This is a genomic window from Hydrogenophaga sp. L99, from assembly GCF_058731905.1.
The window spans coordinates 2,743,717-2,758,927 of record NZ_CM178972.1 but is presented as its reverse complement, the minus strand read 5'-3'; the positions used below and the strand labels follow the sequence as shown (position 1 = coordinate 2,758,927).

Here is a 15,211-nt window from a genome sequence, read left to right as displayed (position 1 = left end):
GACACACATCATGGGAAAAGTCACCGGCTTCATGGAATTTGAGCGCCTGGAAGAGGGCTACAAGCCCGTACCAGAGCGCCTGAAGCACTACAAAGAGTTTGTGGTGGGCCTCACCGCCGACCAGGCCAAGGTCCAGGCTGCGCGCTGCATGGACTGCGGCACACCGTTTTGCAACAACGGTTGCCCGGTCAACAACATCATTCCGGACTTCAACGACTTGGTGTTCCAGGGTGACTGGAAGAACGCCATCACGGTGCTGCACAGCACCAACAACTTCCCCGAGTTCACCGGCCGCATCTGCCCCGCGCCCTGCGAGGCGGCTTGCACGTTGAACGTGAACGACGACGCCGTGGGTATCAAGTCCATCGAGCACGCCATCATCGACCGCGCCTGGGCTGAAGGCTGGGTGGTGCCGCAGGTGCCCAAGCACAAGACCGGCAAAAAGGTGGCTGTGGTGGGCTCCGGCCCGGCCGGCATGGCCGCTGCCCAGCAGCTGGCGCGGGTCGGTCACGACGTGACCCTGTTCGAGAAGAACGACCGCGTCGGTGGTTTGCTGCGCTACGGCATTCCCGACTTCAAGATGGAAAAGACGCACATCGACCGCCGCGTGGCGCAGATGCAAGCCGAAGGCGTGGTGTTTCGTACCGGCGTGATGGTGGGGTCGTTGCCCAAAGACAGCAAGGTCACCAACTGGGCCAAGGAAACCATCAGCCCCGAGCAGCTGCAACAAGACTTTGACGCGGTGCTGCTCACCGGTGGGTCCGAGCAGAGCCGCGACCTGCCGGTGCCCGGCCGCGACCTGGACGGCGTTCATTTCGCCATGGAGTTCCTGCCGCAGCAAAACAAGGTCAACGCAGGCGACAAGCTCAAAGGCCAGTTGCGCGCCGACGGCAAACACGTGATCGTGATCGGTGGTGGTGACACCGGATCCGATTGCGTGGGCACCAGCAACCGCCATGGCGCCGTCAGCGTGACCCAGTTCGAGGTGATGCCACAGCCGCCCGAAGAAGAAAACAAGCCGCTGGTTTGGCCCTACTGGCCGCTCAAGCTGCGCACCAGCTCGAGCCACGAAGAGGGCTGCACCCGCGAGTTTGCCGTGTCCACCAAGGCTTTCAAAGGCGAAAAGGGCAAGGTCACCGGCCTCACGACCGTGCATGTCGAGATGAAGGACGGCAAACTGGTGGAAATTCCCGGCACCGAAAAAGACTACAAAGCCGACCTGGTCTTGCTGGCCATGGGCTTTGTGAACCCGGTGCCCACCGTGCTCGACGCTTTCGGCGTGGACAAAGATGCCCGCGGCAACGCCAAAGCCACCACCGACTTCACCGGCGGCTACGCCACCAACGTACCCAAGGTCTTTGCCGCTGGTGACATGCGCCGCGGCCAGTCGTTGGTGGTCTGGGCGATCCGCGAAGGCCGCCAGGCCGCGCGCTCGGTGGATGAGTTCCTGATGGGATTTTCCGACCTGCCACGTTAACGGGACGCCCCCGCCGCGCTGCGCGCGACCCCCTCCTGGGGCGATGCGCGTGGCCAGGCGGAGCCGGAGCCACCGCACCTGGGCCTGGGCATGTCGCTCCGACGCGAACCATCGTCGGCTCGACTGAGCCTGTTTCGCGATGCCTTGGTTGGGCTGTCCTGTTGCCCCACCTAGGATTTACCCTCATGCGACAATCGCGAGTTATATGAGCGGCCCCATGAGCGAAACCCCTTTCATTGAAATTGACCATGTCACGTTCGGCTACGACAGCCGACGCACGATCCTCAGCGACATCTCGCTGAATTTCGCGCGCGGCAAGGTCACGGCGGTGCTGGGTGGCTCGGGTTGTGGCAAGACCACGCTGTTGCGCCTGATCGGCGGCGTGCATGCCCCCAACAGCGGGCGTGTGGTGTTCGACGGCGAAGTCATCGACACCCGCAACAAAGCCCAGCTCTTTCGCCTGCGCCGCCGCCTGGGCATGCTGTTTCAGTTTGGTGCGCTGTTCACCGACCTCTCGGTCTTCGACAACGTGGCCTTTCCGCTGCGCGAGATGACCGACTTGCCCGAGTCGCTGATCCGCGACATCGTGCTCATGAAGCTCAACGCTGTGGGCCTGCGCGGCGCTGCGGGGCTGCGCATCAGCGAAGTCTCTGGCGGTATGGCGCGGCGCATTGCGCTGGCCCGCGCCATTGCGCTCGACCCCGAGCTCATCATGTACGACGAGCCCTTCGCCGGGCTCGACCTGGTGTCCATGGGGGTGGCGGCCAAGCTGATTCGCACGCTCACCGATGTGACCGGCGCGACCACGCTGCTGATTTCACACGACGTGCCGCAGTGCATGGCCATCAGCGACTGGGTGGTGCTCATGGCCACCGGCGGGCGCATTGTGGCCCAGGGCACGCCGGCTGAGCTGATGGCCAGCGACGAGCCCGAGGTGCGGCAGTTCGTGCGCGGCGAGCCCGACGGCCCGGTGAAATTCCATTACCCGGCCCCGCCCGTGGCGGTCGACTTCGGCCTGGAGGCCTCACGATGAACCTGCTGCAGCAGCTGGGCCGCCGCGCCCTGGATGTGTTGGCGGCCTGGGGTCACGGCGCCTTGTTTTTTTGGGAGCTGATCATGGCCGTGCCGGCCGGGCTCGCCCGGTTTGGACTGGTGGTGACGCAGATCCATGCCATCGGCAACCGCTCGCTCGTCATCATTTTGGCTTCGGGCCTGGCGGTGGGCTTTGTGTTGGCCTTGCAGCTCTACAACACGCTCACCAATTTTGGTGCCGCCGAGTCGCTGGGCCTGGTGGTCAATTTGTCGCTGGTGCGTGAACTCGGTCCGGTCGTCACCGCCTTGCTGTTTGCCGGCCGTGCCGGCACCTCGCTGACCGCCGAAATTGGCCTGATGAAAGCTGGCGAACAAATTGCCGCCATGGAGCTGATGGCCATTGACCCGCGCAAGCGCGTGCTGGCCCCGCGCTTCATCGCAGGCGTGATTGCCATGCCGCTGCTGGCGGCGCTGTTTTCCGCCATCGGCATTCTGGGCGCCTGGGTGGTGGCGGTGGGCCTCATCGGGATCGATGCGGGCAACTTCTGGTCGATCCAGCAAAACGGTGTGGATGTGTGGCGCGATGTGGGCAACGGTGTGGTGAAGAGCGCCGTGTTTGGCGTCATTTGTACCGCCGTGGCGCTGTACCAGGGCTACGAGACCGAAGCCACGCCCGAAGGCGTGGCCTACGCCACCACGCGCACCGTTGTGACCGCTTCATTGGGCGTGCTGGCGATGGACTTCATCCTCACCGCCCTGATGTTCTCGACCCCCTGATCACTGAGCAGCTTACGTATGAACAAAAGAAGTATCGAAATCCTTGTGGGCCTGTTTGTCGTGCTGGGCGCGGCGGGTCTGCTCTTTCTGGCGCTCAAGGCGGCCAACCTGGGCAGCTTCACCAACGGGGGCGAAACCTACACGGTGCAGGCGCGTTTTGACAACATTGGTGGCCTGAAAGCCCGGGCGCCGGTGCGCTCGGCGGGCGTCAATGTGGGCCGCGTCACCAGTGTCACGCTTGACGCCCAGACCTTCCAGGGCCTGGTGACCATGGAGGTCAACCAGGGTTTCCTGTTTCCCAAGGATTCTTCGGCCAAAATCCTCACCGCGGGCTTGCTGGGTGACCAGTACATTGGCATTGAGCCCGGCGGTGACGAACGCAACCTGGCCCCAGGGGATGTGATCACACAGACCCAGTCGGCCATGGTGCTCGAAAACCTGATTGGGCAGTTCCTGTTCAACAAGGCGGCGGACAGTGGGACGGGCAGCGCCAACTAGGCTGGCACCGAGCGGTTTCCGAGGGCCGCTTGTGGCCAAGTGGGTTCGCTCGCATCAACAACAAAGGGCGCAAAGCCCAGGGGGTTTCATCATGTCGACGCAATCGATCCTGGGTCGTTGCATGGGGAGCGCGGTGGTGATCGCGCTCATGGCTGGCTGCGCCAGTGGCCCCAACGCCAATCCGCAAGATCCGCTGGAGCCGTTCAACCGGGACGTCTCTGCGTTCAACGAATCGGTGGATTCAATGGTGCTCAAGCCCGTGGCCACGGTGTACCGCGATGTGACGCCCGATCTGGTGCGCACCGGTGTGAGCAATTTTTTCTCTAACCTGGGTGACGTCTGGTCGTTCATCAACGCTTCTCTGCAGCTGCGCCCGCGTGAGGCGAGCGAGAACTTCCTGCGTTTTGGTGTCAACACGGCCTTCGGGCTGGGTGGCGTGCTGGACATTGCTTCCGAAATGGGCATTGAGCGCACCCGCCTGGATTTTGGTCAGACACTTGGCCGCTGGGGTGTGCCCTCAGGTCCTTACCTCGTCTTGCCCATCTTCGGCCCGTCTTCTTTCCGCGATGCGGCAGGGTTCAGCGTCGAAGCCCGTGGCGACCTGATTCAAGGCCTGGACAGTGTGTCCACGCGCAATGCGCTGACGGTGCTGAGGGCTGTCGAAACACGGGCCAACCTGCTGCGCGCCACTTCCATGCTTGAAGGGGTCGCGCTGGACAAGTACAGCTTTACGCGTGACGTGTACCTGCGCCGGCGCCAAAGCCAGATTGAAGACCTGATTGATCTGGGCATTGGTGTGCGCAACGGCACGGAAGATACAGAAAACAGCAAATGAAACACCTCTGCGGTGGAACCGGGGCCCTTGGGGTCTGCTCCAATGTGCAGCGCTGCATGCTCTCGCGTGCAGCGGATAGAAGAGGGCCCATGGCCCGGAAAGGCAAATCATGTTGAATCGACGTACCTGGCTGGGCGGATGGATGGTCTCAGTGGCGGCCCTGCTGGCACTGCCCGTGCATGCGGCCGAGGAAGCCCCCGACGCGCTGGTCAAGCGCATTTCGGGCGAAGTGATGACCGCTGTGAAAGCCGACCCTGCGATCCAGGCCGGTGATGTGAACCGCATCATCACGCTGGTCGACACCAAAATCATGCCCAGCGTCAATTTCGCCCGCATGACATCGTCGGCCGTGGGTCGCTACTGGCGCCAGGCCACGCCTGAACAGCAAAAGCAGTTGCAGGACGAGTTCAAAACCCTGCTGGTGCGCACCTACGCAGGTGCGCTGGGCGAAGTCAAAGACCAGACGGTCAGCTTCCGCCCCCTGCGGGCGCGTCCTGAAGACACCGACGTGGTGGTTCGCTCTGAAGTGCGCGGCCGGGGTGAACCGATCCAGCTCGATTACAGGCTGGAGAAAACCGCCAACGGCTGGAAAATTTACGACCTGAATGTGTTGGGCGTTTGGCTGGTGGAAACCTACCGCACCCAGTTTGCGCAGGAAATCAGTGCCAAAGGCATTGACGGTCTGATCGCCACGCTGGCGCAGCGCAACAAGAGCAACACCGCCAAGGCTGGTTGATGTCGGCCCCGTTGCCCCCTGCAGCGGCGCCCGTGGCCGTATCCGCACTGCCTGAGCAACTGACCATGCACGTGGCGGCTCAGGTGCTGGACCAGCTGAGCCAGACGCTGGCGAAGCAGCCCGCACAGACCGTGGTGCTGGATGCGCAGGCTTTGCGTGTTTTTGATTCGTCGGCGGTGGCTGTCTTGCTCGAACTGCGGCGCCAGCTGGCTGCCCGTGGAAAGACCCTTCAGCTCAGCCACACGCCCACCCGGCTGCAGCAGCTGGTGACGCTGTACGGCGTTGGCGAGTTGCTGCCAGCCTGAACCCTTGGGCGCCTGTCGGACGGGGGTCGCTGGTCGCGAAGATCAGCCGCCCTCAGATGTCTTGTGCGTCCAACGAAGCCAGCGCCGCCCCCGGGGCTTAAAATCACGGGTTCACTTGCCGGCTCCAGATGTCCTGCGTTCCGCAGGTGTCTTTCGGGGTGCCGCCTCCAACATGCCCGCAGTCTCTTTCCAACACGTTTCCAAAATATTTCCCTCGCCGCGCGGCGACCTGCACGCCCTCAAAGACGTGTCGTTTGACGTGATGCCTGGCGAGTTCTTTGGTTTGCTGGGGCCCAACGGCGCTGGCAAGACCACCCTCATCAGCATCCTGGCGGGCCTCACCCGCGCCAGCAGCGGACGGGTGCTGGTGCACGGCAAAGACGTGCAGGCGGATTACCAGGCCGCCCGCCGCCAGCTCGGCGTGGTGCCGCAAGAGCTGGTGTTCGACCCCTTTTTCAACGTCCGCGAAGCGCTCCGGTTTCAGTCGGGCTACTTCGGTATCCGCCACAACGACGCCTGGATCAACGAACTGCTGGACGGCCTCGGTCTGGCCGACAAGGCAGGCTCCAACATGCGCCAGCTCTCGGGCGGCATGAAGCGCCGTGTGCTGATTGCGCAGGCGCTGGTGCACAAGCCGCCCGTGATCGTGCTGGATGAACCTACCGCCGGCGTAGACGTGGAGCTGCGCCAGACGCTGTGGCAGTTCATTTCGGACTTGAACAAACGCCTGGGCAGTACCGTGCTGCTGACCACGCACTACCTAGAAGAGGCTGAAGCACTGTGTGGGCGCATTGCCATGCTCAAGCAGGGCCAAGTGGTGGCGCTGGAATCCACTTCGGCGCTGCTGTCGCGTGCTGCGTCCAATGTGTTGCGATTCAAAACCGATGCCACCCTGCCGCCCGAGCTCGCCGCGCAGGCCCGCATCACCGGGCGGGTGGTGCAGCTGCCGGCCAACGATGCACATGCGGTCGAGCGCGTGCTGGCCCGGCTGCGCGAGTTGGGTGTGGTGCCTGAAGACATCGAGATTCGCAAGGCCGACCTGGAGGACGTGTTCCTGGACCTGACCGGCACCCACCCCCGGCCGGCCACGCCCGCACCCCAGAGCGAGGTGGCAGCATGAGCGGTTGGCAAGCGCTGTTTTACAAGGAAATTTTGCGTTTCTGGAAGGTGGGGTTTCAGACCGTCGCCGCGCCGGTCATCACCGCCATCCTGTACCTCATGATCTTCGGCCACGTGCTGGAGGGCCGGGTGCAGGTGTACGACACGGTGGGCTACACCGCCTTTTTGTTGCCGGGTCTGGTGATGATGAGCGTGCTGCAAAACGCCTTTGCCAACAGCTCTTCGTCCATGGTGCAGAGCAAGGTCATGGGTAACCTGGTGTTTTTGTTGCTCACCCCGCTGTCACACCGCGCCTGGTTCGTGGCCTATGTGGGCTCGTCGGTGGTGCGGGGCCTCGCGGTGGGTTCGGGCGTCATGCTGGCAACCTGGTGGTTTGCCCAGCCGTCCATGGTGGCGCCGCTGTGGATTGTGGTGTTTGCCGTGATGGGTGCTGCGCTGCTGGGTGCGCTGGGTCTGATCGCGGGCCTGTGGGCCGAAAAATTCGACCAGATGGCCGCGTTTCAAAACTTCATCATCATGCCCATGACGTTTTTGTCCGGCGTGTTCTACTCCATCCATTCTTTGCCCGACTTCTGGCAAAAAGTCAGCCATCTCAACCCGTTTTTCTACATGATTGATGGCTTTCGCTACGGCTTTTTTGGTGTGAGCGATGTGTCGCCCTGGCTCAGTCTGGGCATTGTGGGCGCGGCGCTGACCGTGGTGAGTGCCCTGGCGCTTCACCTGCTGCGCATTGGCTACAAAATCCGGCACTGAGGGCAGCCCTCAGCCCGCCGTCTCCCGACCTCTTTTTCGTTAAACGCCCACATGACCGCTGACCAACTGCAACAACTCATCGCCGCTGGCATGCCCTGCGAACACCTGGAAGTCACCGGCGATGGCCGCCATTGGGCGGCTGTGGTGGTGTCGCCCGAATTCGAGGGCCTGCGTCCCATTGCGCGCCACAAGCGGGTGTACGCCACGCTGGGTGAGCGCATTCAAAACGATGAGGTTCACGCGCTGTCGATGAAAACCTACACGCCCGCCGAGTGGGCCAAACAATCCTAAAACCAGACCGAGCCACTCCATGGACAAACTGCGAATCACCGGTGGCCGCGCGCTGCACGGAGAAGTGATCATTTCTGGCGCCAAAAACGCCGCCTTGCCCGAGCTGTGCGCCACCTTGCTCACGGCCGACCCGGTCACGCTGACCAACGTGCCGCGCCTGCGCGACGTGGCCACCATGCGCCACCTGCTGGACAACATGGGTGTGAAAACCCAGACCCACGGCGAGCGCGGTGGCATGACGTTGCACGCCGCCGACCCCATCAACTCCGAAGCGCCTTACGAACTGGTCAAGACCATGCGCGCTTCGGTGCTGGTGCTGGGGCCGCTGCTGGCGCGCTTTGGCCGTGCACGCGTCTCGCTGCCGGGTGGTTGCGCCATTGGTTCGCGTCCGGTGGACCAGCACATCAAAGGTATGCAGGCCATGGGCGCTGAAATTGTGGTGGAACAAGGTTACATGGTGGCTCAGCTGCTCGGAGGCAAGAAGCGCCTGCATGGTGCCCGCATTGCCACCGACATGGTCACCGTCACCGGCACGGAAAACTTCCTGATGGCCGCGGCCCTGGCCGAGGGCGAGACCTTGCTGGAAAACGCCGCCCAGGAGCCCGAGATTGCCGATCTGGCTGAAATGCTGATCGCCATGGGCGCCAAGATTGAAGGTCACGGCACCAGCCGCATCCACATTCAGGGGGTAGAGCGGCTGCACGGCTGCACCCACCAGGTGGTGGCCGACCGCATTGAAGCTGGTACCTTTTTGTGTGCGGTGGCGGCCACCGGCGGCGACGTGGTTCTGCGCCACGGCCGTGCCGACCATCTGGACGCGGTGATCGACAAGCTGCTGGAAGCCGGCGCTGAAATTGAAGCCGGCAAAGATGCCGGCGGTGATTTCATTCGCGTGCGTGCGTCGGGTCGCCTGAAAGCGCAGAGCTTTCGCACCACCGAATACCCGGGCTTCCCGACCGACATGCAGGCCCAGTTCATGGCGCTCAACTGCATTTCGCACGGCACGGCCAAGGTCACTGAAACGATCTTTGAAAACCGCTTCATGCACGTCAACGAGATGGTGCGCCTGGGCGCAAAAATCCAGACCGATGGCAAGGTGGCGGTGGTCGAGGGCATCGAAAAACTGTCAGGTGCCACGGTGATGGCGACCGACTTGCGCGCCTCTGCCAGCTTGGTGATCGCCGGCCTTGTGGCCCAAGGCGACACCATCGTGGACCGTATTTACCATCTGGACCGGGGCTACGACCAGATGGAAGAAAAGCTGCGCGGCATTGGCGCTGACATCGAACGCATCAAATGATTACCTTAGCCCTGTCCAAAGGTCGCATCTTTGACGAAACCTTGCCTCTGCTGGCTGCCGCCGGTATCGAGGTGCTGGAAGACCCGGAAAAGTCGCGCAAGCTGATTTTGCCGACCAACCAGCCGGGCGTGCGCGTGGTGCTGGTGCGCGCCACCGATGTGCCCACCTACGTGGAATACGGGGGGGCCGACATCGGTGTGACCGGCAAGGACACGCTGATCGAGCACGGTGGTCAAGGCCTGTACCAGCCGCTGGACCTGAAAATTGCTGCTTGTCGCATGAGTGTGGCGGTGCGTGCTGACTTCGATTACGCCAGTGCTGTGCGCCAGGGCTCGCGCCTGAAGGTCGCCACCAAATACACCACGATTGCGCGCGAATTCTTCGCCAGCAAGGGTGTGCACGTGGACCTGATCAAGCTGTACGGCAGCATGGAACTGGCTCCGCTGACGGGCCTGGCCGACGCCATCGTTGACCTCGTGTCCACCGGCAACACGCTCAAGGCCAACCACCTGATCGAGGTCGAGCACATCATGGACATCAGCTCGCGCCTGGTGGTCAACCAGGCGGCGCTCAAGCTCAAACAGGCGGCCATTCGGCCCATCATCAACGCCTTTTCTCAAGCCATCGAAACCCGAGCCACCGAAAGCCAGGCCGTTCCGTCATGACCCTTACCGCCGCTCCGCTTCGCCTGTCCACCTGTGCGTCCGATTTCGAGGCGCAGTTTGCCGCGCGCCTGCATTGGTCGGCCGATACCGACAGCGCCATTGAACAGCGGGTGGCCGATATTTTGGCTGATGTGAAGCAGCGCGGCGACGCTGCGGTGCTGGAATACACCGCCCGGTTTGACGGACTGGATGCGCCTGACCTGAACGCGCTGGAGCTGACGCAAGCCGAGCTGAAGACGGCATTCGACAGCCTGCCCGATGCCCAGCGCACCGCTCTTGAATCCGCCGCACGCCGGGTGCGCAGCTACCACGAGGCGCAAAAGCGGGCCAGTGGCGAGAGTTGGAGCTACCGCGACGAAGACGGCACGCTGCTGGGCCAAAAGGTCACGCCGTTGGACCGCGTGGGCATTTATGTGCCGGGCGGCAAGGCTGCCTATCCTTCCAGTGTCCTGATGAACGCCATTCCTGCCCATGTGGCGGGTGTGGACGAAATCATCATGGTGGTGCCCACGCCGCGCGGTGAAAAAAACGCGCTGGTGCTCGCCGCCGCCTACGTGGCCGGCGTCACGCGCGCCTTCACCATCGGCGGTGCGCAGGCCGTGGCCGCGCTGGCCTATGGCACGCAAACGGTACCCAAGGTGGACAAGATCACTGGCCCGGGCAATGCCTATGTGGCCAGTGCCAAGAAGCGCGTGTTCGGCACCGTGGGCATCGACATGATCGCCGGCCCGAGCGAAATTCTGGTGCTGGCCGACGGCAGCACGCCGGCCGAATGGGTGGCGATGGATTTGTTCAGCCAGGCCGAACACGATGAACTGGCCCAGAGCATTTTGCTGTGCCCCGATGCGGCCTACATTGATGCGGTGCAGGTCGCCATTGACCGTCTGCTGCCCACCATGCCGCGCGCGGCCATCATCGCCAAGAGCCTGAACGACCGCGGCGCGCTCATCCTCACGCGCGACATGGAGGAGGCCTGCACCATCAGCAACCGCATTGCGCCCGAGCACCTGGAAGTGTCCAGCGCCGAGCCGCACCGCTGGGAGCCGCTGCTGAAGCACGCCGGGGCCATTTTCCTCGGCGCGTACACCAGTGAAAGCCTGGGCGACTATTGCGCCGGCCCCAACCATGTGCTGCCCACCAGCGGCACTGCGCGCTTCAGTTCGCCGTTGGGCGTCTACGACTTCCAGAAACGCAGCAGCCTGATCGAGGTGAGCGCCGAGGGTGCGCAAACCCTGGGCACCATCGCCGCCGAACTGGCCTACGGCGAGGGCCTTCAGGCCCATGCCCGCGCCGCTGAACTGCGGCTCAACGTTGTCCCCCCCATGCGAGCCGCTAAATGAGCGCCATGAACACACCGAACCCCTTGCGCTTTATTCGGCGGGACATCCAGTCCATGCACGCCTACGCGATCCAGGACGCGACCGGCATGGTCAAGCTCGACGCGATGGAAAACCCCTTTTCGTTGCCGCCCGAGCTGCAAGCCGAGCTGGGTCAGCGCCTGGGCGCCGTGGCCATCAACCGCTACCCCGGCGCCCGCATTGACGACCTGAAGCAGGCGCTGGCCCGCTATGTGGATTTGCCCGAAGGCTGCAGCCTGATGCTGGGCAACGGTTCCGACGAGCTCATTTCTCTGCTGGCCATGGCCTGCGACGTACCCGGTGCGTCCATACTCGCGCCGCTGCCCGGCTTTGTGATGTACGCCATGGGCGCGCAATTGCAGGGGCTGGCCTTCCATGGCGTGCCGCTCACCGCCGACTTTGAGCTGGACGAACCCGCCATGCTGGCCGCCTTGCGCGAGCAACAGCCTGCCATCACCTACATCGCCTACCCCAACAACCCGACCGCCAACCTGTGGGATGCCGCCGTGATTCGCCGGTTGATCGCCGAAGCCACCACGTTTGGCGGGCTGGTGGTGATGGACGAGGCCTACCAGCCGTTTTCCAGTCTGAGCTGGCTCGATGAGATACGCGCCCATCCCGCCGCCAACGCGAATGTGTTGCTGATGCGCACCTTGTCCAAATTTGGCTTGGCCGGCGTGCGCCTGGGCTACATGCTGGGCCCGCAGGCGCTGGTGCAAGAGGTAGACAAACTGCGACCTCCCTACAACGTGAGCGTGCTCAATGCCGAATGCGCGTTGTTCGCGTTAGATCATGCCCATGTGTTTGCACAACAGGCCAGTCAGATTCGCGAGCAGCGCACCTGGCTGGTGAATGCGTTGACCAGCCTCCCGGGCGTGAAGCCCTTTCCGAGCGAAGCCAACATGGTGCTGGTGCGGGTGCCCGATGCCGGGCGCAGCTTCGAAGGACTCAAGGCGGACGGCGTGCTGGTCAAGAATGTTTCTAAAATGCATCCTTTGTTGCACAACTGTTTGCGCTTGACGGTGGGAACACCGCACGAGAATGCCCAGTTGATCGACGCCCTTCAAATTTCCCTATGACCCAGACGCTTTCCGCAACCCCCGTGGCCGACCGTGTGGCGCATGTTCAGCGCAACACCGCAGAAACGCAAATCAGCGTCCGCGTCAATCTGGACGGCACCGGCGCCGCCAGCCTGTCCACCGGCATCGGCTTTTTTGATCACATGCTTGACCAGATCGCCCGCCACGGGCTGATCGACCTCGACATTCAGGCCGTAGGGGACCTGCACATCGACGGCCACCACACAGTGGAAGACGTGGGCATCACGCTCGGCCAGGCGTTTGCGCAGGCCGTGGGTGACAAAAAAGGCATTCGCCGCTACGGCCACGCCTATGTGCCGCTGGACGAAGCGCTCTCGCGCGTGGTGATCGACTTTTCCGGTCGTCCCGGTTTGCACATGCGCGTCCCATTCAAGAGCGGCATGGTGGGCGGGTTTGACACCCAGCTCGCTTTTGAATTTTTCCAGGGCTTTGTCAACCATGCTGGCGTCACGCTGCACATTGACAACCTGCACGGCGAAAACGCCCACCACCAGGCCGAAACCGTGTTCAAAGCCTTTGCCCGCGCCCTGCGCATGGCACTGGAACGCGATGCCCGCATGGGCGATGTGATTCCCTCCACAAAAGGCTCCCTCTGAGCGGGTCCATCTGATGAAACGCAAGACAGTCGCCGTGGTGGACTACGGCAGTGGCAACCTGCGCTCGGTGTCGCAGGCGGTGCAACATGTGGCGCTGGCCAGCGACGTGGAGGTACTGGTCACGTCCCACGCGCAAGAAGTGCTGGATGCCGACCGTGTGGTGTTGCCGGGCCAGGGCCACATGGCCGATTGCATGCGCGAACTGGCGGCCTCGGGCTTGCTGGAAGCGGTGTTGCACGCGGCTGCGAACAAACCGTTGTTTGGTGTCTGCGTGGGCATGCAAATGCTGCTCGACCGCAGCGAAGAGGGGCCCACCGATGGCTTGGGGCTGATCCCGGGCGAAGTGGTGCGCTTTGAACTTGCCGGCCGGCTGCAGGCCGACGGCAGCCGCTTCAAGGTGCCGCAGATGGGCTGGAACCAGGTCTTTCACGACCTCGGCCGCGGTCCGGCCCACCCGCTGTGGGACGGCATTGCCGATGGTGCTTACTTTTATTTTGTCCACAGCTACTACGCCAAGCCGGCCAACCCGCTGCACTGCGTGGGTGAGGCCGACTACGGCGGCCGTTTTGCCGCCGCCATTGCCCGCGACAATATTTTTGCGACCCAGTTTCATCCCGAAAAAAGCGCCGATCAGGGTTTGGCGCTGTACCGCAACTTCCTCCACTGGAATCCCTGAGTCCTCCCGTTCCCTCGTTCCCTACTGATACCGACACCATCATGCTGCTGATTCCTGCCATTGATCTGAAAGACGGCCAGTGCGTTCGCCTCAAACAGGGCGACATGGACCAATCCACGGTGTTTGGCGAAGACCCGGCGGCCATCGCGCGCAGCTGGGTCGACAAAGGCGCGCGCCGCGTGCACCTGGTGGACCTGAACGGAGCCTTTGCTGGCAAGCCGAAAAACGAGCAAGCCATCCGTGCCATTCTGAAAGAGATCGGCTCTGAAGTGGACGTGCAGCTCGGCGGCGGCATTCGAGACCTCGACACCATCGAGCGTTACCTGGATGCGGGCCTGCGCTACGTCATCATCGGTACCGCCGCGGTGAAAAACCCTGGTTTCTTGCAGGACGCCTGCACCGCCTTTGGCGGCCACATCATTGTCGGCCTGGACGCCAAGGATGGCAAAGTCGCCACCGACGGCTGGAGCAAGCTTACCGGCCACGAGGTGGTGGACCTGGGGAAGAAATTCGAAGACTACGGCGTCGAATCCATCATTTACACCGACATCGGCCGCGACGGCATGCTCAGCGGCATCAACATCGACGCCACCGTCAAGCTGGCACAGGCCCTGTCCATTCCGGTCATCGCTTCGGGCGGCCTGTCCAACCTGGACGATATTCGCGCCCTGTGTGGGGTGGAAGACGAAGGTGTTGAGGGTGTGATTTGCGGTCGCTCTATCTACAGCGGTGACCTCGACTTCGAAGCCGCGCAACTGCTGGCCGACGACCTCAACGGATGAACAAGGCCCCCACGCTCCACCGCTGCGCGGGTTGCTGCCCCCCAAGGGGGCGCGTTTTGCCTTGGGGCGGCCCGGCGGCAAAACCAACCCACGTCGAACATGCTCGCTAAACGCATCATTCCCTGCTTGGACGTCACCGGTGGCCGTGTGGTCAAGGGCGTCAATTTTGTCGAGCTGCGTGACGCGGGCGACCCCGTCGAAATTGCGGCCCGTTACAACGACCAGGGCGCCGACGAGCTGACCTTCCTGGACATCACGGCCACCAGCGACGGTCGCGACCTGATCCTTCACATCATCGAAGCCGTGGCATCACAGGTTTTCATTCCGCTCACCGTGGGCGGCGGCGTGCGCACGGTGGACGATGTGCGCCGCCTGCTCAACGCCGGGGCCGACAAAACCAGCTTCAATTCCGCCGCACTGGCTAACCCGCAAGTCATCCGCGACGCCTCAGACAAATACGGTGCCCAGTGCATCGTGGTGGCCATCGACGCCAAGCGCCGCTTGGGTGAAGACCTGCTGGCCCGCGGTGAAGGCTGGGACGTTTACAGCCACGGTGGACGCAAAAACACCGGGCTCGACGCTGTGGCCTGGGCCCGAAAAATGGCCGAGCACGGTGCCGGTGAAATTTTGCTGACCAGCATGGACCGCGATGGCACCAAAAGCGGCTTCGATCTGGCCCTGACCCGCGCCGTGGTCGATGCGGTGGACGTGCCCGTGATCGCCTCGGGTGGCGTGGGCAACCTGGACCATCTGGCCGACGGCGTGCAACAGGGCGGCGCCGACGCCGTGCTGGCCGCCAGCATCTTCCACTACGGGGAGTTCACCGTGGGCCAAGCCAAGGCGCGCATGGCCGAGCGCGGGATCCCTGTGCGCCTTTAGACGGGTGGTTGAGGCATGCCTCGTCTGTGACG

Annotated in this window: 18 protein-coding genes; all 18 read left to right on the top strand. The window is 63.2% G+C overall.

Features of this window, described 5'->3' with window-relative positions; all coding sequences use genetic code 11:
• Nucleotides 1-10 precede the first annotated feature (10 nt).
• The 18 genes from AC4QBL_RS13165 to hisF all read left to right on the top strand — a co-directional run bounded on the left by AC4QBL_RS13165 (nucleotide 11) and on the right by hisF (nucleotide 15,179).
• Nucleotides 11-1,477 (top strand): glutamate synthase subunit beta, encoded by a 1,467-nt coding sequence (locus AC4QBL_RS13165; RefSeq protein ID WP_472907025.1) that lies wholly within the window; start codon nucleotides 11-13, stop codon nucleotides 1,475-1,477.
• Nucleotides 1,478-1,694: 217 nt separating this feature from the next.
• Nucleotides 1,695-2,510, top strand: a complete 816-nt coding sequence (locus AC4QBL_RS13160; protein ID WP_472900282.1) for an ABC transporter ATP-binding protein — start codon at nucleotides 1,695-1,697, stop codon at nucleotides 2,508-2,510.
• The gene (mlaE, locus tag AC4QBL_RS13155; protein ID WP_472900283.1) at nucleotides 2,507-3,286 is read left to right on the top strand and encodes a lipid asymmetry maintenance ABC transporter permease subunit MlaE; all 780 of its coding nucleotides are present in this window, start codon (nucleotides 2,507-2,509) and stop codon (nucleotides 3,284-3,286) included. Before AC4QBL_RS13160 ends, mlaE begins: the two co-directional genes overlap by 4 nt.
• An 18-nt stretch (nucleotides 3,287-3,304) precedes the next feature.
• The gene (gene mlaD / locus AC4QBL_RS13150; protein WP_472900284.1) at nucleotides 3,305-3,784 is read left to right on the top strand and encodes an outer membrane lipid asymmetry maintenance protein MlaD; all 480 of its coding nucleotides are present in this window, start codon (nucleotides 3,305-3,307) and stop codon (nucleotides 3,782-3,784) included.
• 91 nt (nucleotides 3,785-3,875) lie between these two features.
• Nucleotides 3,876-4,619 carry an MlaA family lipoprotein gene (locus AC4QBL_RS13145; protein ID WP_472907026.1) on the top strand — a complete coding sequence of 248 codons (744 nt, stop codon included), beginning with the start codon at nucleotides 3,876-3,878 and terminating at the stop codon, nucleotides 4,617-4,619.
• 109 nt (nucleotides 4,620-4,728) lie between these two features.
• Nucleotides 4,729-5,355 carry an MlaC/ttg2D family ABC transporter substrate-binding protein gene (locus AC4QBL_RS13140; RefSeq protein ID WP_472907027.1) on the top strand — a complete coding sequence of 209 codons (627 nt, stop codon included), beginning with the start codon at nucleotides 4,729-4,731 and terminating at the stop codon, nucleotides 5,353-5,355.
• A 32-nt stretch (nucleotides 5,356-5,387) separates the two neighbouring features.
• The gene (locus AC4QBL_RS13135) at nucleotides 5,388-5,660 is read left to right on the top strand and encodes an STAS domain-containing protein (protein WP_472907028.1); all 273 of its coding nucleotides are present in this window, start codon (nucleotides 5,388-5,390) and stop codon (nucleotides 5,658-5,660) included.
• Between the two features lie 172 nt (nucleotides 5,661-5,832).
• Complete coding sequence (locus AC4QBL_RS13130; protein WP_472900288.1) at nucleotides 5,833-6,780, top strand: ABC transporter ATP-binding protein; 948 nt, start codon at nucleotides 5,833-5,835, stop codon at nucleotides 6,778-6,780.
• Complete coding sequence (locus AC4QBL_RS13125) at nucleotides 6,777-7,532, top strand: ABC transporter permease (protein WP_472900289.1); 756 nt, start codon at nucleotides 6,777-6,779, stop codon at nucleotides 7,530-7,532. The genes AC4QBL_RS13130 and AC4QBL_RS13125 overlap by 4 nt, the downstream gene beginning before the upstream one ends.
• A 51-nt stretch (nucleotides 7,533-7,583) precedes the next feature.
• Nucleotides 7,584-7,823: a BolA family protein gene (locus AC4QBL_RS13120; protein ID WP_472900290.1), complete on the top strand. Its 240-nt coding sequence runs from the start codon at nucleotides 7,584-7,586 to the stop codon at nucleotides 7,821-7,823.
• 19 nt (nucleotides 7,824-7,842) lie between these two features.
• Nucleotides 7,843-9,123: a UDP-N-acetylglucosamine 1-carboxyvinyltransferase gene (gene murA, locus AC4QBL_RS13115; protein ID WP_472907029.1), complete on the top strand. Its 1,281-nt coding sequence runs from the start codon at nucleotides 7,843-7,845 to the stop codon at nucleotides 9,121-9,123.
• Entirely contained in the window at nucleotides 9,120-9,788 is a 669-nt protein-coding gene (hisG, locus tag AC4QBL_RS13110) for an ATP phosphoribosyltransferase (RefSeq protein WP_472907030.1), read from the top strand. Before murA ends, hisG begins: the two co-directional genes overlap by 4 nt.
• Nucleotides 9,785-11,128: a histidinol dehydrogenase gene (hisD, locus tag AC4QBL_RS13105; RefSeq protein ID WP_472907031.1), complete on the top strand. Its 1,344-nt coding sequence runs from the start codon at nucleotides 9,785-9,787 to the stop codon at nucleotides 11,126-11,128. Before hisG ends, hisD begins: the two co-directional genes overlap by 4 nt.
• Entirely contained in the window at nucleotides 11,125-12,225 is a 1,101-nt protein-coding gene (hisC, locus tag AC4QBL_RS13100; protein WP_472907032.1) for a histidinol-phosphate transaminase, read from the top strand. Before hisD ends, hisC begins: the two co-directional genes overlap by 4 nt.
• Entirely contained in the window at nucleotides 12,222-12,842 is a 621-nt protein-coding gene (hisB, locus tag AC4QBL_RS13095; RefSeq protein WP_472900295.1) for an imidazoleglycerol-phosphate dehydratase HisB, read from the top strand. The genes hisC and hisB overlap by 4 nt, the downstream gene beginning before the upstream one ends.
• A gap of 13 nt (nucleotides 12,843-12,855) precedes the next feature.
• Nucleotides 12,856-13,518 carry an imidazole glycerol phosphate synthase subunit HisH gene (hisH, locus tag AC4QBL_RS13090; RefSeq protein WP_472907033.1) on the top strand — a complete coding sequence of 221 codons (663 nt, stop codon included), beginning with the start codon at nucleotides 12,856-12,858 and terminating at the stop codon, nucleotides 13,516-13,518.
• 41 nt (nucleotides 13,519-13,559) lie between these two features.
• Nucleotides 13,560-14,300: a 1-(5-phosphoribosyl)-5-[(5-phosphoribosylamino)methylideneamino]imidazole-4-carboxamide isomerase gene (hisA, locus tag AC4QBL_RS13085; RefSeq protein ID WP_472900297.1), complete on the top strand. Its 741-nt coding sequence runs from the start codon at nucleotides 13,560-13,562 to the stop codon at nucleotides 14,298-14,300.
• A gap of 99 nt (nucleotides 14,301-14,399) precedes the next feature.
• Nucleotides 14,400-15,179 (top strand): imidazole glycerol phosphate synthase subunit HisF, encoded by a 780-nt coding sequence (hisF, locus tag AC4QBL_RS13080; protein ID WP_472900298.1) that lies wholly within the window; start codon nucleotides 14,400-14,402, stop codon nucleotides 15,177-15,179.
• Nucleotides 15,180-15,211: the final 32 nt, after the last annotated feature.

Coding starts and splice junctions, on each gene's coding strand:
- AC4QBL_RS13165 (WP_472907025.1), top strand. CDS start 11: ATGGGAAAAGTCACCGGCTTCATGGAATTTGAGCGCCTGGAAGAGGGC.
- AC4QBL_RS13160 (WP_472900282.1), top strand. CDS start 1,695: ATGAGCGAAACCCCTTTCATTGAAATTGACCATGTCACGTTCGGCTAC.
- mlaE (WP_472900283.1), top strand. CDS start 2,507: ATGAACCTGCTGCAGCAGCTGGGCCGCCGCGCCCTGGATGTGTTGGCG.
- mlaD (WP_472900284.1), top strand. CDS start 3,305: ATGAACAAAAGAAGTATCGAAATCCTTGTGGGCCTGTTTGTCGTGCTG.
- AC4QBL_RS13145 (WP_472907026.1), top strand. CDS start 3,876: ATGTCGACGCAATCGATCCTGGGTCGTTGCATGGGGAGCGCGGTGGTG.
- AC4QBL_RS13140 (WP_472907027.1), top strand. CDS start 4,729: ATGTTGAATCGACGTACCTGGCTGGGCGGATGGATGGTCTCAGTGGCG.
- AC4QBL_RS13130 (WP_472900288.1), top strand. CDS start 5,833: ATGCCCGCAGTCTCTTTCCAACACGTTTCCAAAATATTTCCCTCGCCG.
- AC4QBL_RS13125 (WP_472900289.1), top strand. CDS start 6,777: ATGAGCGGTTGGCAAGCGCTGTTTTACAAGGAAATTTTGCGTTTCTGG.
- AC4QBL_RS13120 (WP_472900290.1), top strand. CDS start 7,584: ATGACCGCTGACCAACTGCAACAACTCATCGCCGCTGGCATGCCCTGC.
- murA (WP_472907029.1), top strand. CDS start 7,843: ATGGACAAACTGCGAATCACCGGTGGCCGCGCGCTGCACGGAGAAGTG.
- hisG (WP_472907030.1), top strand. CDS start 9,120: ATGATTACCTTAGCCCTGTCCAAAGGTCGCATCTTTGACGAAACCTTG.
- hisD (WP_472907031.1), top strand. CDS start 9,785: ATGACCCTTACCGCCGCTCCGCTTCGCCTGTCCACCTGTGCGTCCGAT.
- hisC (WP_472907032.1), top strand. CDS start 11,125: ATGAGCGCCATGAACACACCGAACCCCTTGCGCTTTATTCGGCGGGAC.
- hisB (WP_472900295.1), top strand. CDS start 12,222: ATGACCCAGACGCTTTCCGCAACCCCCGTGGCCGACCGTGTGGCGCAT.
- hisH (WP_472907033.1), top strand. CDS start 12,856: ATGAAACGCAAGACAGTCGCCGTGGTGGACTACGGCAGTGGCAACCTG.
- hisA (WP_472900297.1), top strand. CDS start 13,560: ATGCTGCTGATTCCTGCCATTGATCTGAAAGACGGCCAGTGCGTTCGC.
- hisF (WP_472900298.1), top strand. CDS start 14,400: ATGCTCGCTAAACGCATCATTCCCTGCTTGGACGTCACCGGTGGCCGT.